Raw genomic sequence first — 25,063 nt, forward strand, 5'->3', positions numbered from 1 at the left:
CGGGGTGGACGTACTTGCCCTCGTAGCGGCACTGGAATTCCGTGTGCGGCACGAAAGCCGGGTCGGGCGGCTGCTCGGTCGCGATCAGGTCTTCGCTGGTCCCCAGCAGCTCCTGCAGTTCCGCCGGGTCGAGGAACGGGCAGGCGGCCGTGACCTTCGCAGGCGATGCCGGCGGCGTGAACGGCGGCGGCTTCGCGGTCGTGGCCGCCGGTGCCGAACTGGCCGGTTTCGTGGCCGCCGGTGCCGGGGTTGCCTACCCCTGCGCCGCCAGCTGCACCGCGACGTCGATGATCATGTCCTCCTGCCCGCCGACCAGGGCGAGTTCGCCGCACCGGCGCAGAATCGCCTGCGCCGGGACGCCGTAGCGCTCCGCTGCGCGCTCGGCGTGCAGCAGGAAGCTCGAATACACCCCGGCCCAGCCCTGGACGATCGCGTTGCGGTCCATCTTCGGCCACCGGTGCAGGTACGGGCGGACGACCTCCTCGGCCGCGTCGAGCAGCGCGCCGACGTCCAGGCCGGTGTCGACCTCCAAGCGGTCGAACACCGCCGCCAGTACCTCCGTCGGCGAGTTGCCGGCGCCCGCGCCGAGCGCGCACAGCGACCCGTCGATGTACCGGACCCCCGCTTCGTAGGCCAGGACGGAGTTCGCGACGCCGAGCGAGAGGTTCTGGTGCCCGTGGTAGCCCACCCACGCCGTGTCGCCGACCTCGGCGACCAGCGCTTCAAAGCGGGCGCGGGCCTCGTGCATCAGCAGCGCGCCCGCCGAGTCTGTCACGTACGCTGCCTGGCAGCCGGCGTCCACCATGATCCGGGCCTGCTTCGCCAGGTCCTCCGGCGGCGTCCGGTGCGCCATCATGAGGAACCCGGCCGTTTCCATCCCGAGCTCCCGCGCCAGCCCGAAGTGCTGCGGCGAGACGTCGGCTTCGGTGCAGTGCGTCGCCACCCGCACCATCTCCGCGCCCGCGTCGAAGGCACGCTGGAGGTCCTCCGCCGTGCCGATGCCGGGCACGAGCAGCACCGCGATCTTCGCCCGCTTCGCCTCTTCCCGCGCCGCCGCGATCAGCTTCAGCTCGTCGACGGCGGAAAAGCCGTAGGTGAACGACGAGCCGCCGAGGCCGTCGCCGTGGGTCACCTCGATCACCTCGACACCCGCTCGGTCGAGCGCGCGCACGGTGTCGCGCACCTGCTGTTCGGTGAAGCGGTGCGCCATCGCGTGGCTGCCGTCGCGCAGCGTCGTGTCGACGATCCGGACGTCGTGCTTCAGTTCTGGGCGGGTCATGCCGGCACCTCCTGCTTCGCGCGCGCCATCAGTTCGCCGACGCGGGCGGCCGCGGCGGTCATGATGTCCAGGTTCCCGGCGTACTCGGGCAGGTAGTCGCCGTTGCCGCGGACTTCGAGGAAGATCCCGACCCGCGCGTTCCCGTCCCACTCCTCGCGCGCGTCGTCGAACTGCGGCTCCGCCCGCAGCGAGTACCCCGGCACGTATTGGCGGACCTGGTCGGCCATCTCGTGGATCGACGCGGTGATCGCCTCGCGGTCGGCGTCGAGGGGAATCGCGCAGAACACCGTGTCCCGCATGATCATCGGCGGCTCGACCGGGTTGAGGATGATGATCGCCTTGCCGCGTCCGGCGCCGCCGATCTCGGCCACCGCCTGCGACGTCGTACGCGTGAACTCGTCGATGTTCGCCCGCGTCCCCGGGCCTGCTCCGCGGGAAGCGACCGATGCGACGATCTCCGCGTACGGCACCGTCGTCACCCGGGAAACGGCGTGCACCATGGGGATGGTGGCCTGGCCGCCGCAGGTGATCATCGAGACGTTCGGGGCGTCGAGGTGCGCGCCGAGGTTCACCGGCGGGCACACCATCGGGCCCAGGTGCGCCGGGGTCAGGTCGATCGCCTGGATGCCCGCTTCCTCGTAGCGGGGCGCGTTCGCGACGTGCGCCTTCGCCGAGGTCGCCTCGAACACCAGGTCCGGCAGGGGGTCCTGGCGCAGCAGCCAGTCGACGCCTTCCGCGGACGCCTCGATCCCCTGGGCACGGGCGCGGTCGAGGCCGTCGGACTCGACCACGCCGACCACGTAACCGACTTCGATCACTTCACTGCGTCGCAGCTTCGCCAGCAAATCGGTGCCGATGTTGCCGGGGCCGACGATCGCCGCCATCACGGGAGCCATGTCCCGACCGTCGCACCGTGGCCACGGCTGACGACAGTCAGGCGTTCCGTTCACCGGAACGCCCGGTCCGGCGCCGGACGGCCGGCCCCCTGAATCACCACCGCGGCGAGCAGGGGCGGCCGCTCCCCCGCAGGTCATAACGGCCGGATCGTGGCCTTCCTGACGGGGCGGCCTCGGGCCGGACGACGTCCCGCAGCAGCGGCGTGAGGTAGGTGCAGGTGCCGATGTGGGCGAGGACCACGAGGAACGTCACCAACAGTCCACTTCGGACACCGCGCCGCCGCGGCAGTCCACTGAAGACCGCCGACGGCGGCAGGGGTGGCATGAGGATCAGGAGCGCAGCGGCGGTCGCGAGGCTCAGGACGCCCAGCAGGAGGAACGCCGTCCGCCAGCCCGCGAGCTGCCCGGCGAGGGTGCCGAGCGGCACCCCCAGCACCGAACCGAGGGGTACGGCGGCGAAGATCACCGAGGTCGCCCGCCCGGCGGCCGCCGTCCCGACCAGCCGGGGCGCCAGGCCGACGCCGATCGACCAGAAGCCGCCGATGACGACGCCGACGAGGAACCGGCCGCAGCCGATCGGCAGGATTTCGAGGGTGACGATGGCGAAGATGCCGACGGTGACGGCGAAGACGGCGAGCCACCGCGGCGCTGGTGCGTTCATGGCGCCCAGTGAACCGGCGACGAGCCGCGCGGGCTGGCAGGTTTGCGCCGGCTCGGTCACCGCGCGGGTCATGGCGGATTTCCGCCGGTTTGATCGACTCCGGATCGGGGCAGTCCGGAAAAGCACCCGCTCGAGGAGGTTTTCGATGACCGAACGGCGTTGGCACTTCATCCCGACCACGGCTTGGCTGTGCTGGCTGAACCTGGGGGTGGGAGCGCTCGTACTCGTCTCGAGCATCCTCACCTTGACCGGCACGGAGCACCGGATGCCCGTCCTGCCGGTGGTCGCGGCGGTGGCCGCGGTGGGCCTGCTCGTCGTCTCCGCGGTCGGCCTGGCGCGCCCGAAACTGCGCGGACGCTGACCGGCCGGGTCCCGCGGCGGTGCCGGGGCCCGGCCGGAATTCCCTACAGCTCCTGGTGATCCGCGTGGTCCACCCGGGCCTCCGGCACCGGGCGGCCGTCGCTCACCCGGAAGTCGTCCACGCCGTCGAGCACGAACGTCGGCGTGCCCGCCACCTGGTCCGCGCGGCAGTGGTGGACGTCGGCGTCGGCCACGTCCCGCAGGACGTACGCCGGGCGGGTGTCCGGCCTGCCGAACCGCACGTCCACGTTGTCCCAGCTGATCCGGCGGGCGTGGCGCACGAAGAAGCCGTACGCCGGGAGGGTGCCGAACATCGACGGCTCGGGGTAGGCGGTTTCCAGCTCCGGCGGGTTCTGCACGGCGTCGCCCGGGGTCAGGCCGCCCGCCAGGTGGTGGCGGATGTTGCTCAGCTTGACGTCTTCGATCGGGTGGCCGGGGATCCCGGCGAGGCACGACGGGTAGCGCGGGTCGGCGTCGTACGTCGTGACGTCGCTGATGCTCACCCGGCGCAGGAACCCGACCGGGAGCCCCGCCGGCCCGCGCAGCCGCGCGCCCAGCCGGAGGAACAGCGGCATCTGGACGTTGCGCATCGTCAGGTTGCTGATCGTCACGTCCTCGAGCCACCCGCCGTCGACCGTTTCCAGGGCCAGGCCGCGGCAGTGTTCGAAGACCACGTTGGAGATCGCGATGTTGCGGAAGCCGCCGTCGGACTCCGTCCCGAACTTGACGCGGCCGGTGCGGCCGTACGACGACGCCGTCTTGAACGTGCCGTCGACGAGCGTCCCGAGGTCGTAGCCGCTGACGAAGCAGTTGTCGATGGTGACGTTTTCCGTGTCGCGCACCTGGTTCAGCGCGTACGTGCTCTTGAGCACGATGGCGTCGTCGTTCGGCGAGTTCACCGTCGTGCCGGCGATCCGGACGTTCTTGCAGCAGTCGATGTTGATGCCGTCGCGGTTGGTGTCGATCACCAGGCCGTCGATGCGGAAGTTGTCGACGCCGGTGGGGAGGATGCCGAAGTGGCCGCCGTTGACGATCGTGATGTCGCGGATCGCGACGTTGCGGCACAGCTTGAGCGCGATCGCCTTGTTCCCGTTGAGCGGCGCGGATTCCGCGCTGCCGCCGGCCACCAGGCCCTGGCCGTCGATCTTGCCCGGGCCTTCGATGGTGACGTTCTCGAGGTTCTCGCCCCAGATCAGGCTGTTGTGCCAGTGGCTGTGCCCGAAGTCCTGGTACGGGTTGCCCGCGCCCGGTTCGGCGGGGTCGTAGCCCTGGCCGCCGGCCGGGACGGCGCCCAGGATCGTCGCGTTCGCCGCGAGGTACAGGGCGATGTTGCTCTTGAGGTGGATCGAATAGCTCGCGTACTTCCCGGCCGGGAAGTACACGGTTCCGCCGCGGGTGGCGGCCGCGTCGATCGCGCGGTTGATCGCGGCGGTGTCGATGGTGCGCCCGTCACCCTTCGCGCCGAACGCGGTGACGTCGAAGAAGCGGCCGGGCTGACTTCCCAGTTCCCCGGCCTCGACCGGCCGAGATCCGACCAATGGCAGCGCGGCACCCGCGGCTCCCCAGGCCACGACACGGCGGCGGCTCAACGCTTTTCCCACAACAACTCCCTCATCTCGCCATGGCAGAAGCACTGCTTCCGACGGCGGATCGGGAACGCGACTCAAGCTAAAGGCAAAAGATCGGATGAGTCAAGCTCGTCCCCCGCTCAGTGAGCCAGGGCGGCGGCCAAGCCTCACGAGGCCAGGGTTCCCGCGAAGTCGATCGCTGGGACGGCCCTCCTCGGCCGGCCGCCGCCGGAACGTCACGAACGACCCAGTCGACTCGCGCGAGACCGCAAGCCGGCGAATCCGCGCGACTTCCCGCTCGCCGCAACAGCCAACTCAACGCCCGCAACAGCCAACTCACCGGGAACGCGGGCGAGTTGGCCGCTGCGGGCGGCGAGTTGGCCGCTGCGGGCGGCGAGTTGGCCGCTGCGGGCGGCGAGTTGGCCGCTGCGGGCGGCGAGTTGGCCGGACGCGACGGCGTGAAGTTGCCAACCACACCGTGCGACGCGTCCGGCCACGCGCCGCACGGTGCCCTGATCGGGTGCGGCATGCCGGGCCAAGCGGGAATCGGATCGAGCGCCCAGCGCGGCCGGCACCGCAGCGGGCACGGCTCTCACACGATCATGGGACTTCGACGATCACATGATCAACGAGAGCCGTGCCCGCCCTGCAACCAGGCCAGAAGACTTTGCGGGGACGAGCCCGATCTTCAGTCCAAGACCTCGCGGACGGTGCCCGCGGCCACCGTCAGCCGGCCTTCGCGCATGGCGAACCCGAGGCCCGGGCCCATCGCCACCGGCTGGCCCAGCTCCACCGTCAGCGAAGCCGCCTCGCCCGGCCGCACGACCGTGACGCCCTCGGCGAGGGCGACCACCCCGACGACGTCACTGGTGCGGAAGTGGAACTGCGGCCGGTAGTTCGCCGCGAACGGCGTCCGCCTGCCCCCTTCCGCAGCCGACAGCACGTGGACGTCCGCACGGAACCGCGTGTGCGGGCGGACGCTGCCGGGCAGGCAGACGACCTGCCCGCGCCGGACCTCACCGCGCTTGACCCCGCGCAGCAGCACCGCGGCGTTGTCGCCCGCCTCGGCGCGGTCCATCGGCTTGCCGAACGTCTCGAGCCCGGTGGCCACACTGGTCACCGCCGGGCCGAGCCCGATCACCTCGACCGCGTCGCCGACGGCGAGCGTCCCCTGCTCCACCGCGCCGGTCACGACGGTGCCGCGACCGGTGATGGTCAGGACGTTCTCGATCGGCATCAGGAACGGCAGGTCGAGCCGCCGCGGCGGGATCGGCACGTGCTCGTCGACGGCGGCGAGCAGGTCGAGGACGCGCTGCGTCCAGCGCGGGTCGCCCTCGAGCGCGCGCAGCCCGGACACCCGGACCACGGGCACGGCGTCGCCGTCGAACCCGTAGCGGGTCAGCAACTCGCGCACTTCGAGCTCGACCAGGTCGAGCAGTTCCTCGTCGTCGACGACGTCGGCCTTGTTGAGCGCGACCACGAGGTGCTCGACCCCGATCCGGCGCGCCAGGACGACGTGCTCGCGGGTCTGCGGCATCGCGCCGTCCTGCGCCGAGACCACGAGCACGGCGCCGTCCAGCTGGGCCGCGCCGGTGATCATGTTCTTGACGTAGTCGGCGTGGCCCGGCATGTCGACGTGCGCGTAGTGCCGGGTCGGCGTCTCGTACTCGACGTGCGCGATGTTGATGGTGATGCCGCGCTCGATCTCCTCGGGCGCGCGGTCGATGCGGTCGAAGGCGACGTAGCGGTTCGCGCCGCCCTGCTCCTGCTCGGCGAGCACCTTGGTGATGGCCGCGGTGAGGGTGGTCTTTCCGTGGTCGACGTGCCCCATCGTGCCGATGTTCAGGTGCGGCTTGGTCCGCACGTACTGTTGCTTGCTCATGGGTCTTTCCCTGCGCTGAAAGAGGAATGCGCGAAACCGGGCGGTGCTCGTCGACCCTCCCCCGGCGGTTTCGCGCCCAGGACGGGGGAATCGGGGAAGGGTCAGCTTCGAGCGCCGGTCAGCAGCACGGAAAGCGGCCGTGCCGAACGGGCGCTCGGCAGGGACAGGCCTGCGAGCGTCGCGCGATCGGACACGGGGAACATGCCCCGGAGGGTGTCACGCCTGCCGGGCGGGTGTCATCCTGTTTTCGCGCGGCCGCATGATCAGCGCCGCGACGTGGTACACGCACGGATCTTCGCCGCGGTTGGCGTAGGAATGCGGTGCGTCGGCCGGGAAGTAGAGCGAGTCGCCCGCGTGCAGGGTGTATTCCCCCTCGCCGACGCCGAGGCACAACGTGCCCGACTCGACGGCGACGAATTCGTGCGAACCCGGGGCGTACGCCGGAAACCCGCCCGCGTCGCAGTGCGGGGGCAGGGTGGTGCGGATCCATTCGAAGTTGACGCCGGGGACGACCGGCGTCAGCACCGTGCGGTGCCAGCCGCCGGGTTCGGTGACGTGGTCCTGCTCCGCCGCGCGGCGGACGATCACCCGGTCGGTCTCCAGGCCGGCGAGCAGCCGGGAGAGGGAAAGCCCGAGGCCGTCGGCGATCCGGGACAGCACCACCACCGTCGGCGTCTTCTCGCCGCGCTCGATGGCCGACAGCATGCTGACGCTGACACCCGCCTCCTTGGCCAGGGCGCTCAGCGCGAGACCACGGCCGGCGCGCAGGTGGTGCACGTGGTGGCCGAGGGATACCGGGTCGATCATTCCTCTATAATACCGGAAATGTCCACTATAGAGGAAGCCACGGAGGCCGACGCGGAAGGCGTTGCCGCCGTCTTCGCGCCGTACGTCACCGACTCGGTCGTCACGTTCGAGACCACGCCGCCGACGGCGGACCAGTGGCGCACGAAGATCCGCGAGAGCGCGTGGCCCTTCCTCGTCCTCGCCGAGGAGGGCGAAATCCTCGGCTACGCGCTGGCCGCGCCCTGGCGGCCGAAGCCGGCGTACCGGTACTCGGTGGAGACGACGATCTACCTCGCCCCCGCCGCCACCGGCCGCGGCCACGGGCGCCGGCTGCTCGGCGAACTGCTGAAGCGGTGCGGCGACGCCGGCGCGCGGCAGGCGATCGCGGTCGTGGTCGACTCCGGCAGCCCGGCGTCACGGAACCTGCACCTCGCGGCCGGCTTCACCGACGCGGGAGTGCTGCGGCGCGTCGGTTTCAAGCACGATCGCTGGCTCGACACGCTCCTGATGCAGCGCGAACTGGCCTAACGGGACTTGGCTCGCAGGTGGAGCCGTTCGCCCTGCTTCCCGAACAGGCTGAGGATCTCCGCCGGCCGGCCGCCGACCGCGCCGAACCAGTGCGGGAGGCGGGTGTCGAACTCCGCCGCCTCGCCGGGGCCCAGCGTCATGTCCCGGTCGGCCAGGACCAGGCGCAACCGGCCCGACAGGACGTACAGCCACTCGTACCCCTCGTGGACCTGGGGATCGGGCTCGCCCGTCTCCGGCTCGAGGATCATCTTGAACGCCTGCGGCGCGCCCGGCTGCCGGGTCAGCGGCAGCACCGTCATGGACGCGCCGTTGTGGCGCGGGATGCGGCGCGCGGTCAGCCGGACCCGGGGGTCACCGACCTCCGGCGCGCCCACCAGCTCGTCCAGCGGCACCTGGTGGGCCTGGGCGATCGGCAGCAGCAGCTCCAGGCTCGGCTTCCGCTGGCCGGACTCCAGCCGGGACAGCGTGCTCTTCGAGATGCCCGTCGCCGCCGACAGGTCGGCCAGCGTGACCCGCCGCTGGGTGCGGACCCGCTTGAGCCGGGGGCCGACCTCGGCCAGGGCCTGGGTGATCGCGTCCGTCATTCCTCCAGGAAACCCGCTTGTCCCGGAAACGGCAACATTAGTTGTCGGATTCGCCAAGCCCGGTTCATGGTGGCGGCATGACCGAAACCAACAGCTTCGACGTTCTGGTGGTGGGTGGCGGCGCCGCGGGACTCAGCGCCGCCCTGATGCTCGGCCGGGCGCGACGGCGCGTCGCGGTCGTCGACGCCCGTGCTCCGCGCAACGCACCGGCGTCGCACATGCACGGCTTCCTCTCCCGCGACGGGCTGCCGCCGGCCGAACTCCTGGAAATCGGGCGCGAAGAACTCCGCGGCTACGGCGTGGAACTCCTCGAAGACAGCGTGACCCGGCTCGACCCGGGCTTCACCGCCCGGCTGGCGGGCGGCCGGGAACTGACCGCCCGGCGCGTCCTGATCGCCACCGGCGTCCACGACGACCTGCCCGACCTGCCCGGCCTGCGGGAAAGCTGGGGCACCGACGCGGTGACCTGTCCCTACTGCCACGGCTACGAGGTGCGCGACCAGCCCCTCGGCGTCCTCGGCACCCATCCGGACAGCGTCGAGCACGCCTTGCTGGTCCGCCAGTGGTCGCCGGACGTCGCGTACTTCCCGCACACCGAACCGGTGTCCGAAGAGGACCGCGAACGGCTGGACGCCCGGGGAATCCGTGTGGTCGACGGCCTCGTCACCGCCGTGCGGCGCGAAGACGGCCACCTCACCGGCGTCGAGCTCGGCGCCCGGTTCGTGCCACGGACGGCGCTGTTCCTCCGCACCCGGACCGTCCCGCACGACGAACTGCTGCGCGGCCTCGGCTACCGGGAAGGCGACGTCGACCCGTCCGGGAAGACCGGCGTGCCGGGCGTGTGGGCCGCGGGGAACGTCGTCGACGCGCGGGCGACCGTGATCATCGCCGCCGCCCAGGGCGCAGCCGCCGCCGGGGCGCTGAACCACGACCTCGTCACCGAGGACGTCCGGCAGGCGGTCGAGGCGTTCGGCGGCTTCTCCCCCGTGGCGGAACGCGCGGCCGCCGGGGCCCGCTAGCTTCCGGCGCCCCCGCGTGCCACGCTCGGCGGATGCGTCCGACGTTGTACGAATTCGCCGGCGGCGACCCCGCGTTCCACGCGCTGGCGGCCGCCCACCACGAGCGCTGCCTGGCCGACCCGGAGCTGAACCACCCGTTCTCCCACCCCGGGCAGCACCCCCAGCACGTCGAGCGGCTCGGCTGGTACTGGGCCGAGGTCATGGGCGGCCCGCCGCGGTTCTCCCGCGAGTGCAGCGACCATTCGGCGATGCTCCGGATGCACGCCGGCAACGGCGACATCAGCGACCTCGGCCGCCGGTTCGTCGCCTGCTTCGTCCAGGCCGCCGACGACGCCGGCCTGCCTGCCGATCCGGAGTTCCGCGCCGCGCTGCGGTCCTACATGGAGTGGGCGGTGGCCGAAGTCCTCACCTACCCGGGTCCGCCCGGCGAAGTGCCCGCCGGGCTGGCGGTGCCGCACTGGTCCTGGAACGGGTTGCAGCCGGTGTAACGACCGGGGCGGTCCCCGCGTCTTGCAGGCGACGACCGGCTGTGGAGGTCCGTCGCCAGAGCCGGTCCGGCCGGGTTCCCCCCACCCGGCCGGACCGGCTCGTCGACGACGTCCGATATCCGCGAGCGCCGCCACGGCGAGCCGGGCCAGACTGGGCGCCATGCTCCTCGACCGCTTCCTCCTCGCCTCCCGGGGTTTCGAGCACCACCTCCGCGCGGTGGCGCCGGACGGCTGGGGCGCACCGACGCCGTGCACCGAATGGGACATCCGGGCGCTCGTCAACCACATGACCCGCGGCAACCTCAACTACGTCGGACTGCTCAGCGGGGCCACCCGGGAGCAATTCCTGGCCCAGCGGAACGCCGACGCGCTCGGCGACGACCCCGTCGCCGCGTTCACCGGCTCGGTCCGGGCCTGCGCGGACGCCTTCGCCGCGGCAGGCGCACTGGACCGCGTCGTCGACTACCCGCTCGGCAAACTCACCGGACGGCAGGCCCTGGCCGTGCGCACCGCGGACAGCACCGTGCACACCTGGGACCTCGCCCGCGCGCTCGGCGCCGACGAGACCCTCGACCCGGGCCTGGTCGCGTGGATCGACGAGGACTACGACACGATCTTCGCGGGACTGGCCCCGGGCACGAGCTTCTTCGCCGACGCGCCGGCCGACGCGCCCGGCGCGCCCCGCCAGGACCGGCTGCTCACGCGGTTCGGCCGCGCTCCGCACTGAGCCGGCCGGCCAGCTCGGTCAACGCGTGCCCCAGCGGCCGGTCGACCCGCACCGACGCGTAGCGGTCACCACGGGTCTCACCGCGGTTGACGATCACCACCGGCTTGCCCGCGGCCGCCGCGTGGCGGACGAACCGGAGCCCGGACATCACGGTCAGGGAGGAGCCGAGCACCAGCAGCGCCGCGGCGGCGTCGACCAGCCGGTAGCACTGCTCGACCCGCGGCCGCGGCACGTTCTCGCCGAAGAACACGACGTCCGGCTTGAGGATGCCGCCGCAGTCCTCGCACGGCACCGGCCGGAATCGGCGCACCACATCCTCGGGCAGTTCGACGTCGCCGTCCGGGTTGATCTTGGTGGCCGCCCCCGTGAAGCCGGGATTGGCCGCCCGCAGCCGCCGGTCGAGGTCCGCGCGCGGACTGGTGCGGCGGCAGCCGAGGCAGACCACGCGGTCCAGGCTGCCGTGCAGTTCGACGGCGTCCGCGATACCCGCCGCCTGGTGCAGGCCGTCGACGTTCTGCGTGATGACGCCCGAGACGTATCCGCCGTCGCGCAGGGCGGTCACGGCGCGGTGGCCGTCGTTGGGGTCGGCGCGGGCGATCGTGCGCCAGCCGAGGTGGCTGCGCGCCCAGTACCGCTGCCGCCCCGCGGCGCTGGTGACGAACTCGTCGTAGGTCATCGGCGTGTGCCGCCGCAGGCTGCCGCTCTCGCCCCGGTAGTCCGGGATCCCGGACTCGGTGGACAGCCCGGCCCCGCTGAGCACGGCAACGCGACCACGCGCGACGACGCCGGTCAGCTCGTCGAGGCTCGCCGTCCGCGGCAGCGGTGCTTCGGCCGAAGTCCAGGAGAGGGTGGGTCGGGTCCGCACCAGGCCAGGGTACGTGGACCGGAAAGGGCCAGCGGCGAGCGCGCCGACCCGCGCGTACGGGTGACGCTGAGCGTTGAGCGTGTCACATTCCGCTCACTACCCGGTCTTTTGCGGTACACCGGAGGGTGGACTGGTGGGCTGCGGGCTGGGGTACGGCGATGGTCGACGAACCGGAGCACGGCACGAGCTGGGTGACGAACGAGCTGTCCGGCACCGTGGCGGGTTCCGTGGTTCAGGCGGGGTCGATCCGGCAGCTGGTGCTTTCCCCGGCGGCGCCGCGGCAAGCGCTGCCGGTGCCCCGCCAGCTGCCTCCGGCGGTGCGTGACTTCGCCGGGAGGGACGATCAGCTCGCCCGGCTGGACGACCTCCTGCTGGCCCACGACGAGAACCGCCCGGGTGCCTTGGTGATCTCGGCGCTGGACGGCACCGCCGGGGTCGGGAAGACAGCACTGGCAGTGCAGTGGGCGCACCGGGTGGAACACCACTTCCCCGACGGCACGCTGTTCGCCAACCTGCGGGGCTACGGTCCGAGCGCGCCGGTGCACCCCAGTTCGGTGCTCACGTCGTTCCTGCACGTCCTGGGTATCGAAGAGGACCGGGTCCCCGGCGAGCCGGACGCCCAGGTGAGCCTGTACCGCTCGCTGCTCGCCGGCCGCCGGGTGCTCGTCCTGCTGGACAACGCCGGGACCGCCGACCAGGTTCGCCCGCTGCTGCCGGGCTCCCCCGGCTGCCTGGTGCTGGTGACCAGCCGGGTCACCCTGACCGGGCTGCTCGTCGCCGAGGCCGCCAGCCAGCTCACCCTCAACCTGTTCAGCCAGGAGGAAGCCCACGTCCTGCTCCGCAGGATCCTCGGGAGCGCGCGGGTCGCCGCCGAACCCGAAGCCGTGGCGAGTCTCGTCGAGGTGTGCGCCCGGCTGCCGCTGGCGTTGCGGATCGCCGCCACCCGGATCGCCACCCGGCGCCACACCAGCGTCGCCGAGATCGTCGCGGACATCGTGGCCGACCGCACCGGACTGGACGTGTTGAGCAGCAGCCAGGACGGAGGCAGCGCCGTGCGGACCGTGTTCGACTGGTCGTACACGGGGTTGGCCGGCGAGCACGCCCGCCTGTTCCGCCGGCTGGGCCTGCATCCCGGCGCCGAGTTCGGGGTACCCGCCGCCGCGGCGGTGGCCGGGGTCGACGTCGCCACCGCGTACCGGCAGCTCGAAGCCTTGGCCGAGGTGCACCTCGTCGAGCCCGTCGGCGGCCGGCGCTACCGGCTCCACGACCTGCTGCACGCCTACGCCGCCCACCGTGCCGAACTGGACGACGACCCGGCCCACCGCCACGAGGCCCGGGCCGGCCTGTTCTCGTGGTACGCCGGGACCGCCCGGGCCGCCGACCGCCTCGTCTTCCCCGGGCTGGAGGCTCCCGCCGTCGAGCTGCCACCGTCCGGCCCCGAGCTCCCGCTGACCGACCGTTCGGCGGCCCTCGCGTGGCTGACCACCGAGCAGGTGAACCTGACGGCGGTGCTGCGCGCGGCCACCGAGCACCGCGCCCACGAGGCCGCGCTGGTACTGGCCGGCGCCGCCCGGTTCTTCAGCCTCCGGGAGCGGGCTTCGTGGTCCGTTCGCTTCGAGGCCGAATCGCTGGGGCTCGCCGCCGCGAGAGCGGTCCGGAACCGGGCCGCCGAGGCGTTGTTGCTCGGGTTCCGGGGTGACACGCTCGCCGATCTGGGGCGCTGGGACGCGGCCGAGGCGGACTTCCGCCGGCAGCTGGAGCTGGCGGACGAGCTCGGCGACACGGTCCGGCAGCAAGTGGCGTTCTCCGGCCTGGGCCAGGTCCTCTTCCTGCAGCAGCGCTACGCCGAGGCGCGTGAGTTCTACCGCCGGGCGCTGCCGCCGGCGCGGCGGGCGGGCGGCGGACGTCCCGAAGCGGTCGTCGAATGCAATCTCAGCCGGATCAGCGTCCAGCTCGGAGAGTTCGAGCAAGCCCGTGAGCACGCCGAACGGGAACTCGTCCTGCGCCGTGAGGCCGCCGACCGCGTCGGCGAGGCGTATGCGTTGTGCGACGTCGCCGTGGCGCTGCAAGGGCTGCACGCCCACGACGCCGCGATCGAGTACGCCGGCCAGGCAGTGACCCTGTACCGGGCGCTCGCCGGCACCGAGGCTCTCCTCGCGCAGGCCCTCGAGACGGCGGCGACCTCCCTCGAGCACGCCGGGGACCTGACGCGCGCGGCGCGATCCCTGGCGGAGGCGGCCGCGCTCCTCGGGAACCTGGACGCCGCACGGGCCGAAACGCTGTACCGCCGGGCGCTCGAACTCGAGTCCGCCGCGGAACCCGGGTGAGGTCACCCGCAGGCCGGGCAGTCCCGCCGGGGTGATTCGGGACCGAGGGCGAAGCTGTCCTGCAACGTGACGAGGTTGAAGCCGAACTGGCAGTTGGTCCGCACAGCCGGCACCCCGGTGATCAGGCTGAGGGTCAGGTGCGCGGCCAGCTGCCCGGCGACGCCGGCCGAAACGGCGTTCGCGGCGTGCGGCGGATCGATCCGGGCGGCCGCCGCCGAAAGGGTCAGCGGAGGCAGCCCGGCACGCCGCTCGCGCTCGGCGACGCGGGCGCAGTCGTAACACGGACCGGTCCCCGGCCGGTACACCCCGCAGCTGACCTGTGGTCCGTGGTAGCCGCCGTGCACCCAGGCCGTCCCGGTCGCCAGGCACGCCTGGTTGGCCCAGGAACGGATCTCCGGGGGCTGGTCCGCGGCCAGCACCACCACGTCGAAGCCGGTCGCCAGCGTCCGCAGCACCGCGGGGCCGTCGACGACGAGCCGCTCGCCGGTCACCCGGACTCCGGAGTCGTACGCACTCAGCCGCTCGACCGCCGCATCGACCTTGGCCCGGCCGAGGTCGTGCTCGGTGAACAGGATCTGGCGGTTGAGGTTGGAGAGTTCGACGACGTCGGGCTCGACGCAGTGGACGTGCCCGACCCCGGACACCACCAGCGTCTGGGCCGCGGTGCAGCCGACCCCGCCGATCCCGATCACCACGACCCGCGCGCCACGCAGCAGCAGCTGCGTGTCCCAGCTCGTGCGGCGCGGTGTCCGGTCCATCCAGCGGAAGAGGGCACGGCTCCGCCGGTAACGCTCCCGTTGCGCGGCGGTGAGCCCGGCGACGGGCGGTTCCCCGGCGTCCTCGACGTAGCCGGCCCGGACGAGATCGCCGACGGCCGCCCTGACGTCGGCCTCGGAGCGCGCGGGGTGGAGGCGGACCAGGTCGGCGACGACCTGGTCCGTGGTCCTCGAACCGTCGAGGGCCGCCAGCAGCGCCCACACCCACCCGTCCGGGTCAGCGATGTCGGCGGCGATACCCCGCACGACGCCGCCGATCCGGACGCGATCGTCGCCGTGGCGGACGGGGAGGTGCTCGGGTTTGATCCTGGGACGCCGCATGGCTGTTCCTCCTGGGGTTCGCTAGCTCTGCTGCGTCGGGTGGCTGAAGGTCGTTTCCCGTTCCACTTCAATGAGCTCGATCATGGTTCGCACCCTCCTCGGCGGGATTTTCGATCGGACACCGGAAGCATGGAACCCCGCGTTGTCAACGACGTGTCGACGCCGGGTTCAAGCGCGCAACATGTGGCTGACAAACGTGACAAATCGAGGTCAGCACAGGTCAGAGCACTGCGCGGCACCGACGGGAAATGCCAGAATCGAAATGGGCGAGGAGGTGCTACAGCAATCCCAGGAGGGGGGAAAGCTGGCGGATGGAGATCGCGTTCGGAATTCTCGGGCAGACAACCATGCGCATGCACGGGCAGTTGACCACCCGATGGGGCTCACCCAAGCTGCAGAAAGTACTCGCGGCGTTGCTGACGCAACCCAGGGTGCGCATGCGGGTGACAACCCTGGTCGAATGGGTGTGGTCGGCCGACGAGCGAGAGCCCCACGATCCGGTGGCCACGTTCCGCACCTACACCGGGCGCATCGGCAAAGCCCTGCGCGAGGCCGGGGTTCCCGCGACCCTGCGCACCGTCGACGGCGCGCTGCTGCTCGACGTCGAACGGACCGCGATCGACTATTTCGCCGCCGCAGATTTGATCGAGACGGCTCGCCGGCGCAGCAAGGCACAGGACCACGAAGCGGCCTGCGACGCGGTCACCGCCGCACTCGTTCTGTGGCAAGGACAACCGCTCGCCGACCTGACCTCCCAGCCCGCCTGGGACTGGCGCTACGCGGCGGTGCACAACACCTGGCTGCCGGCGAACCAGCTGCTACTGGGCGAACTGATCGCTCTCGAACGCTTCGACGCCGCCCTGCGGAAGCTCGACGCACTCCAGCGCGAACACCGGACCGACATCGGGCTGGCCCGGCGCCGCCTGCAGGTGCTGCGCGAACTCGGCCGGACCGACGACATGGGCGCCTACCACCTCGCCGTCCGCCGGCTGCTCCAGGCCGAGGGCGACCAGGCCGCAGCCGACGATTTGCTCAAGTACTACAACGCCTTGACCGCATCACCCGAGCGGGGCAGGACCGACCCGGGGGCCCGCAGCGCGGCCGCGCGGCTGGCCGCCCTTCCGCGCCCGCGGCCACCGGCCGACCGGCCCGTCACCGACCGGCCGGGCAGCCTGCTTCCGGCTTTCCGGCCACGGGGACGGTCGCTGCTTCCCCCAGTACCCACCGATTTCGTCGGGCACCAGGATCTGCTGGCGAAACTCGACCGCTTGGCGCGCACCGCCGAGGGCCAGTTCCGTCCCGGCGTGGTCGTACTGGACGGCTTGGCGGGCATCGGAAAAACCGCGCTGGCGGTCCATTGGGCACACCGGCAGTACGGCAGCCTGGTCGATACGGCGTTGTACCTCGACCTGCACGGCTTCGACGGCAGCCGTCCCCTGGAAGCCGCCGACGTGGTCGACGCGCTCCTCGACTCCGTCGACGTGCCGATCGCTCGCCTGGCCACCCGGGCGCGTCGAGAAGCGAAGCTGCGCGAAATCCTTGCGGGCACGCGTACGTTGGTCGTGCTCGACAACGCCGCGAATTCGGCCCACGTGCTGCCGTTGCTGTTCACGCTGTCGCCGTGCCTGGTCCTCGTCACCAGCCGCCAAGGGCTGACCGCGCTGGCGAGCCGGCACGGAGCGCGGCACTGTTCGGTCACACCCCTCGACGAGGCGCACGCCGCTCAGCTGCTGGCCGGGCGCATCGGGCGGCGGGGCGGCGCCGAACAGGCGGCGCTCACGCGGATCACGGCCTTGTGCGGAGGCCTTCCCCTCGCCCTGCAACTGGTCGCGCACCACATCGAAAGCCGCCGCGGCGTGGCGCTGACCGAGTTCGCCGACGAACTGCAGGACGAGAGCCGGCTGCTCGACATCGGCGACGACGGCGACGACCCGCCCGCGAACATCCGGGCCGCCTTCTCGGTCACCTACCACGCCCTCCCGCCCGCAGCGCGGGAGTTGTTCCGGTTGATCGGCCTTTCCCCGGCACGGGAACTGACCGTGCACGCCGCCGCCGCGCTCGCCGGCTTGCCGATGAAGGAGGTCCAGCACATACTCGACGTGCTCGCCGGCACGCATTTCCTCACCCCAACGGAGATCCACGGCCGTTACCGCATCCACGACCTGCTCCGGGCTTTCGCCCGCGAACTCGCCGAGCAGGTCAGCGGACGGGACGAAGCCGAGCGCCGGTTGCTGAGTTTCTACCTGCACGCCGGCTACGGTGCCGATCGCCTGCTGTTCCCCTTCCGGCCGCCGGTCCCGATGCTTCCCGCGATGAGCGGCATCCCGTTGCCGGAGCACGCATCCGAGAATGCCGCCGCAAGTTTTCTCCTGAACGAGCGCACGAATTTTTCGCAACTCGTGCCCTGGGCGGCAGAACGGGGATATCACGAGTTCGCGTGGCGGATTCCCCACACCCTGTACGGCCTCTACCGCCGTTACGGTTTCTACAGCGACCTCCATGACACCTACCAAGTCGCCGTTTCTTCCGTTCAGGCGGTGCAGGATCTCGAATCCGAGGGCGCAACCCGGAGTGATCTCGGGAAAATAGCCTTCGCCTTGGGTGACCGTAGTTCGGCGTTGCAGCAATTCCATCTCGCGGCCGCTCTCGCGCAGCGCACGCAGAGCGCGATGGGAATCGCCATCTCATTGGCGAACCTGGGGAATTACGAAGCCGAGGTCGGCAATCTCGGTGCAGCCGACGAACTGTACCGTCGCGCACTGGACCAGCTCGCCGCCACGGACAACCCCGGTGCCGAGTCGGCGATCCTGCACCGGCTGGCGGAGACCCTCCGCACCCGCGGGTGCCACGACGAGGCCCTCGCTCTGTTCCACCAGGCGCTGAGCCTGCGGGAGAGCATCGGCAACGACCACGGCCAGGCCGAGACACTGGCCGAACTGGCGGCCACCCTGGGTGACCTGCACGACTACGCCGACGCGCAGCGTCACGGCCTGCGTTCTCTGGCCATCGTCGAGCGGATCCACGACCTCGAAACGGCCCCCCGGGCGTGCTGCGCCATGGCGGCCGTCCACTACCGGCAGGCCGAGCACGGCGCGGCGATCCGCTACGCGCGGCAAGCCGTGCGGCTGGCCAGGCTCAGCCACAACGCGAAAATCGAAGCCGACTCCCTTCACCTGCTCGGGCACGCATTGCACCAGACCGGCCGTTTCGCCGCCGCCGAAGAAGGCTGGCTCAGTGCAGTAACCATCTACGCGGACCTGGGCGATGAAGAACGCAGACGGCACATGGAAGCGGACCTCGCGGCCGTGAAGTAAGTGAGAGAGATACCGTCCGGTAAATCGTTCACTCGTGCTGGTTATGTGGAGACACCTTCGGTATGTGTGTAACCGCACGGACGGCTCGTCCTACCCGTTCGGGGATGTCCGAACGAGTAGTTCAGCGACGCTAGGTAACCCCGCCCGTCGCCTGTTCCCGTGGGGCATCTATCGTTTGCCGCGAGTCCTCACAGGACTCGAAGCGCCGACCGCACACCGAGCGGAAGACGCCCTCGAGGCCGAGAAGTCAAAAATTCAAGGTTAGGAAATTCGTTCTACCTATGAGCAAACTGTTCGCCGCCAGGCACGCGTTGGCGTTCTTCGCGATAGCCGCAGTACTCGCCACCGCCGGGTACTGGAATCCAGAAGCGATCGCCTTCCTGTCGGGAAGTGCACTCGCGTAGCCGATTGGGCTGCAGTCGTGGGGCAGGCGGCGGCTGCCTTCTGCCCCACACCCTAAGAATCCGTCGGCTCGTCCCAGACCGAGCCGGCGTCCACGAAGGACTCCAGCAGCCCGGTCAGCACCGGGTCACCGCGGCCGTTGAGCTCGTCGGAGGCGATGCGGCGGGCCACGCCCGCCAGGAAGTCGGCGATCTGGACCCGCGCGTCGGAGCGGGAGTCGACGAAGCGCACGCCCGCCAGGCGGGGGCCGAGGGTCGCCTTGAGCTGGAGCACGCGCTCGGCTGTGAGAGCCAGCTGCTCGTCGTGGACCAGGGCGACCGGGGTGCCGCCGGTGCTCCAGTGCCGGACCGTGTGGATCACCGCCGGCACCAGCGGATCGAGCACGGGCACCAGGCCCGGGTCGCTCGCCAGCCGGGCCCGGTAGGCCGCCACGCGCTCGGGGCCGCGGCGGAACCGGGCGACGATTTCGCCGGCTTCGCCCGGGACGCCGGCGAGCTCGTCGACCAGCGCGAAGAACTCCTCGGGTGACGTCGTCACGCCACGACGGGGCCGCAGCCGCAGCACGCTGGTGAACGCGGTCAGGAAGAACTCCCAGCGGGCGGCGCCGAACGCGGCCGGGCCCGTGCGGTGGAGGGTGCGGGCCATCGTCTCCGTCCCGTCCTCCGCCAGGAGCGTGACCGCGGCCCGCACGGCGAAGAACGTCTTGCCGGTCAGGTGCACGTGCCCGCGGCCGGCGAGCGGGCCGTCCGGGGCGAGCAGCCACTCGAGCACCGCGCGGTGCTTGGCGCGCAGCAGGTGGTTGGCCTTGTACTCCGTGGCGGGCGAGCCGATGCGGGCGCGGATCTCCCCCACGCACGCGGCCGCCGCGGGGCCGGACATCCGGACGCCGGCGTGGGCGAAGACGTCGGTCTCCCCGCCGAGCAGGTTCTCGCCCTCCGAGCCCGATTCGTCGCAGGCGATCTCGACCGGGCGCACCCATCCGATCGTGCCAGAAACGGCCGGGCGGCGGCGACCGGATTACCGGCCGCGGCGCAGCGGGCGCCCGTCCGCGGCGAACTGGCGCAGCGGGGAGAACGCCTGCGGGGACGGCCCGTGGTTCCGGAGGTACCGCAACCGCGCCAGGGCGGGTTCGACACCGGGGCGGTCGCCGTCCGGCACCCACCACAGGGCCGTCGACGGCTGCGGCGTCCGCGCGAACCACCGGCGGCGGCGCAGCAGGACCTGCCCGTGCGCGCCGCGGTAAACGAACTCGTGCAGGCTGCGGTAGTCGCGCCACACCGAGACGTTGACGACCACGCCGGCGCCGCGGTCCGCCGCGACGATCGCGTGGCCGGATCCGGCGCCCAGCCGCCAGACGAACCCGGGCGCGGCTTCGGCCAGCCGCGCGACGGCGTCGAAGGCGGTGGCGAACCCGGCCATGACCGGATCGTCCAGCGGCGCGCGCGGCACCGCGACGTTCACCTGTGCCAGTTCGGCCACCTCGTCACCGTAACCCGTGGTTGACTGGCCGCATGCTGCCCTGGGACGGCGAACTCGCCGGCCGGCTCGACCGGCACACCGTGCATTCCTCGCTGCTGCGGGACAATCCGCTGAACGACCCGCACGAGCGGCCGCTGTGGGTGTACGTCCCGCCGGGCTACGACGACGGCGACGAGCGGTACCCGGCGGTGTACGTCATCCAGGGCTACACCGGGCACCTGACGATGTGGGCCAACCGGACGCCGTTCCGGCAGCCGTTCGTGGAGACGGCCGACGCCGTCTTCGCCGGCGGCGCGCCGGGGTGCGTCGTGGTGTACGTCGACGCGTGGACCGCCTACGGGGGCTCGCAGTTCGTCGATTCGCCGGGCACCGGCCGCTACCACTCCTACCTGTGCGACGAGATCGTCCCGTGGGTCGACGAGCACTACCGGACCCTCCCGGCCCCCGCGTCCCGCGCGATCACGGGCAAGTCCTCGGGCGGGTTCGGGGCGATGATCACCCCGATGCTGCGGCCGGACCTGTTCGGCGCGCTGGCCACGCACGCGGGCGACTCGCTGTACGAGCTGAGCTACGTTCCCGACTTCGGCAAGGCGGTCCGCGCGCTGCGCGCCTACGACGCGGACATCTGGGCGTGGTGGGCGGACTTCCGGAGCCGCCCGGCGTTCACCAAGCCCGAAGACTCCACGCTGCTGATGATGCTCGGCGTTGCGGCGTGCTTCTCGGCGCGGGAGGACGGGACGCCGGAACTGCCGTTCGACCCGCGGAGCGGCGCGCTGCGGCCGGAGCAGTGGCAGCGCTGGCTGGACTGGGACCCGGTCCGGATGGTGGCGGGCCACGCGGAGGCGGTCCGCGAACTGCGCGCGGTGTGGATCGACGCGGGCACGAGCGACGAGTTCCTCCTCGACCTGGGTGCGGAGGCGTTCCGGGCGGAGGTGGCCCGGGCCGGCCTGCCGGACGACCGCGTCCACTTCGAACTCTTCGACGCCGGCCACGGCGCGATCGACTACCGGTACCCGCTTTCGCTGGCCTGGCTGGCCGAGCGGCTGGCCCGCTGAGCGGTGCCGCCGTGCTCCGCCGACGACCCGCGCCGGGGTTTCGCTAGGCTCGGCCGATGGTCACCGAGACCGATCTGGCCCTGCCCGGCGGACGCTCCTTGCACGTCCACGACACCGGCGGCCCCGCCCGGCTCACCGTCTTCTGGCACCACGGCACGCCGAACACCGGGGCGCCGCCCGGGCCGCTGCTGCCGCTCGCCCGGGAACTCGGGGTGCGGTTCGTGTCCTTCGACCGGCCGGGTTACCGCACCTCCACGCCGGTGCCGGGGCGGACGGTCGGGAACGCCGCCGGGTGTGTGGCCGCGGTGGCCGAGGCGCTCGGGATCGGCGAGTTCGCGCTGATGGGGCACTCCGGCGGCAGTTCCCACGCGCTGGCGTGTGCCGCACTGCTGCCGGAGCGGGTACTCGCCGTCGCGAGCCTGGCCGCGGTCGCGCCGTTCGACGCCGCCGGGCTCGACTGGTTCGGTGGCATGGCCGCCGCGAGCGCCGCCGCGCGGCGGGCCGCCACCGAAGGCCGGGCGGCCAAGGAGAAGCACGAGGCCGCCGCCGAGTTCGATCCGGACGTCTTCACCGCCGCCGACCGGGCCGCGCTCGCGGGGCCGTGGTCGTGGCTGGACGACGTCGTCCGCGCGGCGCTCGCGGACGGCCCCGGCGGGCTGATCGACGACGACCTCGCCTACGTCGCACCGTGGGGCGGCGACCCCGCGCGGATCACCGCACCCGTCCTGCTGGTGCACGGCGAGCAGGACCGGATGGTCCCCGCCACGCACAGCGCGTGGCTCGCCGCGCGGTGCCCGGACGCGGAGTACCGGCCCACGCCTGGCGACGGGCACCTGTCCGTGCTGCGCCACGCCGCCGACGCACTCACCTGGCTCGCCGATCAGGGCACCAGGGCCAGCGAAACGACCACCGGCGCCAGGTAGAGCAGCGGGAAGGCCAGGTGCGCGTACGACCGCGCCCGCGCCACGGTGACGACGGCGCCGGTGAAGTACACCACCAGGCCGATCGCCGCCGCGACTCCGATCGGCGGCCAGAAGAGCCCGGCGACCAGCCCCGCCGCGCCGGCCGCCTTGGCCGTGCCGAGCCACGGCCACCACGACCGGGGCACGCCGTATCCGGTGATCGGCTCGACGACCCACTTCGCGCGGGCGAGCATCGAGACGGCCGAGAAGCCGACCCAAGCCGCGGCGGCGATGGTGACGATCAGGTGAGCGGTGGACATCGGAGCTCCTCGCGGGACCCGCGGACACCGGGTTCGGGGTCCGTCACCCCGTCGACTCCGCGGTCCGGGCCGATGTGACAGCCCCGTGCGTGACGCCGGTCACCGATCCCCGAAGTGCGGCACGACCAGCTCGACCAGTGCGGTGACGTCGGCGTCGACCATCGGCTCGCCGGTCATGCCCATCCGGTGCAGCAGCGCGCCGACCACGACGTCGACGAAGAACAGCACCCGGTTCTCCGGTTCGCCCAGCGCGTCCTGGAGCGCGAGCCGGTACGGGTCCTGCAGCCGTGAGGACAGGATCACGCGCAGCGCCGGGTCGCTGACGGCGTCGCTGAACACGCCGGCGAACGCGTCGCCCACCCCGGGTTCGCCGATCTTCGCCGCCGCCCAGCGGATGGCCCCGGTCAGGATTTCCGCCCGGCTCCCCGCGACCAGCGGTGCCGGGCCGAACGCGTCGAGGAGGCAGTCCACGATCAGCTCGCCCTTGGACGGCCAGCGCCGGTAGATCGTCGTCTTGGCGACTCCGGCCGCCGCCGCGATGCGTTCGACCGTGGCGCGTGCGTAGCCGAGCTCGTGCACCGTGCTCAACGTCGCGGCGAACACCACGTCGTGGACACCGGCGCGGGGGCGTCCCGGCGGCCGGGCGGAGGGGGACGAAGCCATGGCGAAAGCCTATCGGTTTTCGCTACCGTAGGTTTCGATACCTCAGGTTTCGAAACCAAGGGAGCGATCGTGACCGCAGGAACGACCGGACAGCGTCCGCCGGAGCCGGACTGGCTCGCGATGACCACCGAGGACCTGATCGCCTACCGCGACGCGGAGAACCGCTTCCGGGCGTCCGCCGCCGCGCGGGCGGTGACCGGAGAACCGGACCCGGACGCCGTGCTCGAGTGGCGGGAACTGGCGCTGCCCGGCCGTGCACTGGCGGCCCGGGTGAGCCGGCCGGCCGGCCCGGACGGCGGCGCGCTGCCGCTCGTGCTCCACGTGCACGGCGGCGGGTTCGTGGGCACGGCGGTGCAGAGCGACTGGGTCACCAGCCACCTCGCCGCCCGGCTGCCCGCGGTCGTCGTCTCGGTCGAGCACCGGCTCGTCGCCCCGGACCACCCGCTCCCGGATGCGGTCGCCGACGGCTGGGACGCGCTCCGGCACCTGCTCGGGAACGCCGGGCAGTGGGGCATCGACCCGGCGCGGGTGGCCGTCTTCGGCGAGAGCTGCGGCGGGTTGATCAGCGCGCTGACGGCGATCCGGGCCCGGGAGGCCGGCTTGCCCCTTCGGGCACAGGTTCTGGTCAACCCGGCGGTCGACGTGACCGGCGCGATGTTCGACCACCCGTCGATCACCGAGTACGCCCACACGCCCACGCTCGGCCTTCCGGTGCTGCGCCTGTTCCGGCGGCTCGCCGTTCCGCCGGGCACCGACTCCCGCGCGCTTTCGCCGCTGCACGCCGGCGACCCGGGCGGCCTGGCCCCGGCACTCGTGGTCGTCCCGACCCACGACCCGGTGGCCGACCACGGCCGCCGTTACGCCGAGCGGCTCGACGCGGCGGGCACCCCGGTGCGGCTGGCCGAGTATCCCGGCGCGGGGCACGCCTTCCTCAGCACGCCGGGACTGGCGCCGCAGGCCGTGGCGGCCCGGGCGGAGATCCTCGGGTTCCTCCGGACCTCCTTCGCCGCATGAGCGCGGACGCGATCGACGGCGCGGCCCTGGACGGCGTCGCGGCCACCTGCCTGTGGACGCTGCGCAACCGCGCCGAGGAGTCGAGGCACCCCGGCTCGGCGTTCACCGACCCGCTGGCCGACGACCTCCACCGCCGGATCTCCTACGACTACGCGCGGTTCGGCAAGCCGGGCCAGATCCACCCGCTGCGCGCCCTCGCCCTGGACTCCGCCATCCGCGCCTACCTGGACCGGCATCCCGCCGCCACGGTGGTCGCCTTGGGCGAAGGCCTGCAGACCACCTACTGGCGGCTGGGGCGGCCCGCCGTCGACTGGCTGTCCGTGGACCTCCCGCCCGTGATCGACCTGCGCCGGCGGCTGCTCCCGCCGGAGCCGCGGATGACCGCGCTCCCCGCCTCGGCCCTGGACCGCACCTGGCTGGACGTCCCCGATCCGGCGCGGGGCGTGTTCATCTCGGCCGAAGGGCTGTTCATGTACCTCGGCCGCGAGGAAGTGCTCGGTCTCATCGCCGAGTGCGCCGCGCGGTTCCCCGGCGGGCAGCTGTTCTTCGACTCGATCCCGCCCTGGATCAGCAGGCGGACGATGAAGGGCCACCGCCTGTCGGACCGCTACACCGCACCGCCGATGCCGTTCGGCCTGACGGTCTCCGAGGCCGCCCGGCTGCCCGGGCGGTTCCCCGGCATCGCCGCCGTCGAAGACGTGCAGCCGCCGCCCGGCCGCAAGGCCTGGCGGCCGGGCACCCTGCGCAAGATCGCGGACCTGCCCGGTCTGCGCGAACTGCGGCCGTCGATCACGCTGGTGACCTTCGCCGAGGACCGGTGAGCACCGCGTGTCCACTGTGGAGGATC

Annotated in this window: 25 protein-coding genes; 12 read left to right on the top strand and 13 right to left on the bottom strand. The window is 72.2% G+C overall.

The genetic code is table 11. From position 1 onward, the window contains the following. Positions 1 to 253: 253 nt before the first annotated feature. The 3 genes from dmpG to AB0F15_RS24050 form a co-directional block, all read right to left on the bottom strand. On the bottom strand, positions 254 to 1,279 hold the full coding sequence (gene dmpG / locus AB0F15_RS24040) for a 4-hydroxy-2-oxovalerate aldolase (RefSeq protein ID WP_360274215.1): 1,026 nt from the start codon (positions 1,277 to 1,279) through the stop codon (positions 254 to 256). Next, complete coding sequence (locus tag AB0F15_RS24045) at positions 1,276 to 2,175, bottom strand: acetaldehyde dehydrogenase (acetylating) (protein WP_360274218.1); 900 nt, start codon at positions 2,173 to 2,175, stop codon at positions 1,276 to 1,278. Before AB0F15_RS24045 ends, dmpG begins: the two co-directional genes overlap by 4 nt. Before the next feature lie 94 nt (positions 2,176 to 2,269). Continuing rightward, complete coding sequence (locus AB0F15_RS24050; protein ID WP_360274221.1) at positions 2,270 to 2,836, bottom strand: MFS transporter; 567 nt, start codon at positions 2,834 to 2,836, stop codon at positions 2,270 to 2,272. Between the two features lie 145 nt (positions 2,837 to 2,981). Here AB0F15_RS24050 and AB0F15_RS24055 point away from each other — a divergent pair, with 145 nt between their 5' ends. Next, positions 2,982 to 3,197, top strand: coding sequence for a hypothetical protein (locus tag AB0F15_RS24055; RefSeq protein ID WP_360274223.1), 216 nt, complete (start codon positions 2,982 to 2,984; stop codon positions 3,195 to 3,197). A 43-nt stretch (positions 3,198 to 3,240) separates the two neighbouring features. Here AB0F15_RS24055 and AB0F15_RS24060 read toward each other — a convergent pair whose 3' ends face one another. From AB0F15_RS24060 to AB0F15_RS24070, 3 genes are all read right to left on the bottom strand, one after another. Further along, on the bottom strand, positions 3,241 to 4,734 hold the full coding sequence (locus tag AB0F15_RS24060; protein WP_360274367.1) for a glycoside hydrolase family 28 protein: 1,494 nt from the start codon (positions 4,732 to 4,734) through the stop codon (positions 3,241 to 3,243). A 718-nt stretch (positions 4,735 to 5,452) separates the two neighbouring features. Beyond that, complete coding sequence (tuf, locus tag AB0F15_RS24065) at positions 5,453 to 6,646, bottom strand: elongation factor Tu (RefSeq protein WP_360274226.1); 1,194 nt, start codon at positions 6,644 to 6,646, stop codon at positions 5,453 to 5,455. Between the two features lie 216 nt (positions 6,647 to 6,862). Beyond that, a complete protein-coding gene (locus AB0F15_RS24070) occupies positions 6,863 to 7,453 on the bottom strand; it encodes an XRE family transcriptional regulator (protein WP_360274229.1) in 591 nt (196 codons plus the stop codon). Positions 7,454 to 7,471: 18 nt separating this feature from the next. Between AB0F15_RS24070 and AB0F15_RS24075 the strand changes: the two genes are divergently transcribed. Beyond that, positions 7,472 to 7,960: an N-acetyltransferase family protein gene (locus AB0F15_RS24075; RefSeq protein WP_360274231.1), complete on the top strand. Its 489-nt coding sequence runs from the start codon at positions 7,472 to 7,474 to the stop codon at positions 7,958 to 7,960. Here AB0F15_RS24075 and AB0F15_RS24080 read toward each other — a convergent pair. After that, the gene (locus AB0F15_RS24080; protein WP_360274234.1) at positions 7,957 to 8,544 is read right to left on the bottom strand and encodes an XRE family transcriptional regulator; all 588 of its coding nucleotides are present in this window, start codon (positions 8,542 to 8,544) and stop codon (positions 7,957 to 7,959) included. The two genes, AB0F15_RS24075 and AB0F15_RS24080, sit on opposite strands and share 4 nt — an antisense overlap. Before the next feature lie 77 nt (positions 8,545 to 8,621). Here AB0F15_RS24080 and AB0F15_RS24085 point away from each other — a divergent pair, with 77 nt between their 5' ends. From AB0F15_RS24085 to AB0F15_RS24095, 3 genes are all read left to right on the top strand, one after another. Beyond that, positions 8,622 to 9,563: an NAD(P)/FAD-dependent oxidoreductase gene (locus tag AB0F15_RS24085; RefSeq protein WP_360274237.1), complete on the top strand. Its 942-nt coding sequence runs from the start codon at positions 8,622 to 8,624 to the stop codon at positions 9,561 to 9,563. Between the two features lie 32 nt (positions 9,564 to 9,595). Further along, the gene (locus AB0F15_RS24090; RefSeq protein WP_360274240.1) at positions 9,596 to 10,051 is read left to right on the top strand and encodes a group II truncated hemoglobin; all 456 of its coding nucleotides are present in this window, start codon (positions 9,596 to 9,598) and stop codon (positions 10,049 to 10,051) included. Between the two features lie 160 nt (positions 10,052 to 10,211). After that, on the top strand, positions 10,212 to 10,778 hold the full coding sequence (locus tag AB0F15_RS24095; RefSeq protein WP_360274242.1) for a TIGR03086 family metal-binding protein: 567 nt from the start codon (positions 10,212 to 10,214) through the stop codon (positions 10,776 to 10,778). Here AB0F15_RS24095 and AB0F15_RS24100 read toward each other — a convergent pair. Beyond that, a complete protein-coding gene (locus AB0F15_RS24100; RefSeq protein WP_360274244.1) occupies positions 10,750 to 11,643 on the bottom strand; it encodes an NAD-dependent protein deacetylase in 894 nt (297 codons plus the stop codon). The two genes, AB0F15_RS24095 and AB0F15_RS24100, sit on opposite strands and share 29 nt — an antisense overlap. 158 nt (positions 11,644 to 11,801) lie before the next feature. Here AB0F15_RS24100 and AB0F15_RS24105 point away from each other — a divergent pair, with 158 nt between their 5' ends. Next, positions 11,802 to 13,970 (top strand): tetratricopeptide repeat protein, encoded by a 2,169-nt coding sequence (locus AB0F15_RS24105; protein ID WP_360274246.1) that lies wholly within the window; start codon positions 11,802 to 11,804, stop codon positions 13,968 to 13,970. 2 nt (positions 13,971 to 13,972) lie between these two features. Here the strand turns inward: AB0F15_RS24105 and AB0F15_RS24110 are convergent, their stop codons facing one another. Further along, a complete protein-coding gene (locus AB0F15_RS24110; protein WP_360274248.1) occupies positions 13,973 to 15,067 on the bottom strand; it encodes a ThiF family adenylyltransferase in 1,095 nt (364 codons plus the stop codon). 311 nt (positions 15,068 to 15,378) lie between these two features. Here AB0F15_RS24110 and AB0F15_RS24115 point away from each other — a divergent pair, with 311 nt between their 5' ends. Together AB0F15_RS24115 and AB0F15_RS24120 are read left to right on the top strand one after the other, a co-directional pair. Beyond that, entirely contained in the window at positions 15,379 to 18,381 is a 3,003-nt protein-coding gene (locus AB0F15_RS24115; RefSeq protein ID WP_360274251.1) for a tetratricopeptide repeat protein, read from the top strand. Positions 18,382 to 18,662: 281 nt separating this feature from the next. After that, entirely contained in the window at positions 18,663 to 18,785 is a 123-nt protein-coding gene (locus AB0F15_RS24120; RefSeq protein ID WP_360274254.1) for a hypothetical protein, read from the top strand. A 52-nt stretch (positions 18,786 to 18,837) separates the two neighbouring features. Here the strand turns inward: AB0F15_RS24120 and AB0F15_RS24125 are convergent, their stop codons facing one another. Continuing rightward, on the bottom strand, positions 18,838 to 19,758 hold the full coding sequence (locus tag AB0F15_RS24125) for a DUF3800 domain-containing protein (protein WP_360274256.1): 921 nt from the start codon (positions 19,756 to 19,758) through the stop codon (positions 18,838 to 18,840). A 42-nt stretch (positions 19,759 to 19,800) separates the two neighbouring features. Beyond that, positions 19,801 to 20,262: a DUF3291 domain-containing protein gene (locus AB0F15_RS24130; protein ID WP_360274259.1), complete on the bottom strand. Its 462-nt coding sequence runs from the start codon at positions 20,260 to 20,262 to the stop codon at positions 19,801 to 19,803. Positions 20,263 to 20,294: 32 nt separating this feature from the next. Between AB0F15_RS24130 and AB0F15_RS24135 the strand changes: the two genes are divergently transcribed. Next, complete coding sequence (locus AB0F15_RS24135) at positions 20,295 to 21,317, top strand: alpha/beta hydrolase-fold protein (protein ID WP_360274262.1); 1,023 nt, start codon at positions 20,295 to 20,297, stop codon at positions 21,315 to 21,317. A gap of 56 nt (positions 21,318 to 21,373) precedes the next feature. Next, positions 21,374 to 22,240 carry an alpha/beta hydrolase gene (locus AB0F15_RS24140; RefSeq protein ID WP_360274265.1) on the top strand — a complete coding sequence of 289 codons (867 nt, stop codon included), beginning with the start codon at positions 21,374 to 21,376 and terminating at the stop codon, positions 22,238 to 22,240. Here AB0F15_RS24140 and AB0F15_RS24145 read toward each other — a convergent pair. Both AB0F15_RS24145 and AB0F15_RS24150 read right to left on the bottom strand, forming a co-directional pair. After that, positions 22,198 to 22,539 carry a DoxX family protein gene (locus AB0F15_RS24145; RefSeq protein ID WP_360274268.1) on the bottom strand — a complete coding sequence of 114 codons (342 nt, stop codon included), beginning with the start codon at positions 22,537 to 22,539 and terminating at the stop codon, positions 22,198 to 22,200. The genes AB0F15_RS24140 and AB0F15_RS24145 overlap by 43 nt on opposite strands. Positions 22,540 to 22,638: 99 nt before the next feature. Beyond that, a complete protein-coding gene (locus AB0F15_RS24150) occupies positions 22,639 to 23,202 on the bottom strand; it encodes a TetR/AcrR family transcriptional regulator (RefSeq protein WP_360274270.1) in 564 nt (187 codons plus the stop codon). Between the two features lie 69 nt (positions 23,203 to 23,271). On the opposite strand from AB0F15_RS24150, the gene AB0F15_RS24155 reads away from it, so the two are divergent. Together AB0F15_RS24155 and AB0F15_RS24160 are read left to right on the top strand one after the other, a co-directional pair. Then, entirely contained in the window at positions 23,272 to 24,216 is a 945-nt protein-coding gene (locus AB0F15_RS24155; protein ID WP_360274273.1) for an alpha/beta hydrolase, read from the top strand. Further along, complete coding sequence (locus AB0F15_RS24160) at positions 24,213 to 25,037, top strand: class I SAM-dependent methyltransferase (RefSeq protein WP_360274276.1); 825 nt, start codon at positions 24,213 to 24,215, stop codon at positions 25,035 to 25,037. The genes AB0F15_RS24155 and AB0F15_RS24160 overlap by 4 nt, the downstream gene beginning before the upstream one ends. Positions 25,038 to 25,063: the final 26 nt, after the last annotated feature.

This window comes from Amycolatopsis sp. NPDC026612 (assembly GCF_040638285.1).
Classification (GTDB): Bacteria; Actinomycetota; Actinomycetes; order Mycobacteriales; family Pseudonocardiaceae; genus Amycolatopsis.

Coding starts and splice junctions, on each gene's coding strand:
- tuf (WP_360274226.1), bottom strand. CDS start 6,646: ATGAGCAAGCAACAGTACGTGCGGACCAAGCCGCACCTGAACATCGGC.
- AB0F15_RS24145 (WP_360274268.1), bottom strand. CDS start 22,539: ATGTCCACCGCTCACCTGATCGTCACCATCGCCGCCGCGGCTTGGGTC.
- AB0F15_RS24115 (WP_360274251.1), top strand. CDS start 15,379: ATGGAGATCGCGTTCGGAATTCTCGGGCAGACAACCATGCGCATGCAC.
- AB0F15_RS24045 (WP_360274218.1), bottom strand. CDS start 2,175: ATGGCTCCCGTGATGGCGGCGATCGTCGGCCCCGGCAACATCGGCACC.
- AB0F15_RS24085 (WP_360274237.1), top strand. CDS start 8,622: ATGACCGAAACCAACAGCTTCGACGTTCTGGTGGTGGGTGGCGGCGCC.
- AB0F15_RS24075 (WP_360274231.1), top strand. CDS start 7,472: ATGTCCACTATAGAGGAAGCCACGGAGGCCGACGCGGAAGGCGTTGCC.
- AB0F15_RS24070 (WP_360274229.1), bottom strand. CDS start 7,453: ATGATCGACCCGGTATCCCTCGGCCACCACGTGCACCACCTGCGCGCC.
- AB0F15_RS24050 (WP_360274221.1), bottom strand. CDS start 2,836: ATGAACGCACCAGCGCCGCGGTGGCTCGCCGTCTTCGCCGTCACCGTC.
- AB0F15_RS24135 (WP_360274262.1), top strand. CDS start 20,295: ATGCTGCCCTGGGACGGCGAACTCGCCGGCCGGCTCGACCGGCACACC.
- AB0F15_RS24160 (WP_360274276.1), top strand. CDS start 24,213: ATGAGCGCGGACGCGATCGACGGCGCGGCCCTGGACGGCGTCGCGGCC.
- AB0F15_RS24095 (WP_360274242.1), top strand. CDS start 10,212: ATGCTCCTCGACCGCTTCCTCCTCGCCTCCCGGGGTTTCGAGCACCAC.
- AB0F15_RS24055 (WP_360274223.1), top strand. CDS start 2,982: ATGACCGAACGGCGTTGGCACTTCATCCCGACCACGGCTTGGCTGTGC.
- AB0F15_RS24120 (WP_360274254.1), top strand. CDS start 18,663: ATGAGCAAACTGTTCGCCGCCAGGCACGCGTTGGCGTTCTTCGCGATA.
- AB0F15_RS24140 (WP_360274265.1), top strand. CDS start 21,374: ATGGTCACCGAGACCGATCTGGCCCTGCCCGGCGGACGCTCCTTGCAC.
- AB0F15_RS24090 (WP_360274240.1), top strand. CDS start 9,596: ATGCGTCCGACGTTGTACGAATTCGCCGGCGGCGACCCCGCGTTCCAC.
- AB0F15_RS24105 (WP_360274246.1), top strand. CDS start 11,802: ATGGTCGACGAACCGGAGCACGGCACGAGCTGGGTGACGAACGAGCTG.
- AB0F15_RS24150 (WP_360274270.1), bottom strand. CDS start 23,202: ATGGCTTCGTCCCCCTCCGCCCGGCCGCCGGGACGCCCCCGCGCCGGT.
- dmpG (WP_360274215.1), bottom strand. CDS start 1,279: ATGACCCGCCCAGAACTGAAGCACGACGTCCGGATCGTCGACACGACG.
- AB0F15_RS24110 (WP_360274248.1), bottom strand. CDS start 15,067: ATGCGGCGTCCCAGGATCAAACCCGAGCACCTCCCCGTCCGCCACGGC.
- AB0F15_RS24080 (WP_360274234.1), bottom strand. CDS start 8,544: ATGACGGACGCGATCACCCAGGCCCTGGCCGAGGTCGGCCCCCGGCTC.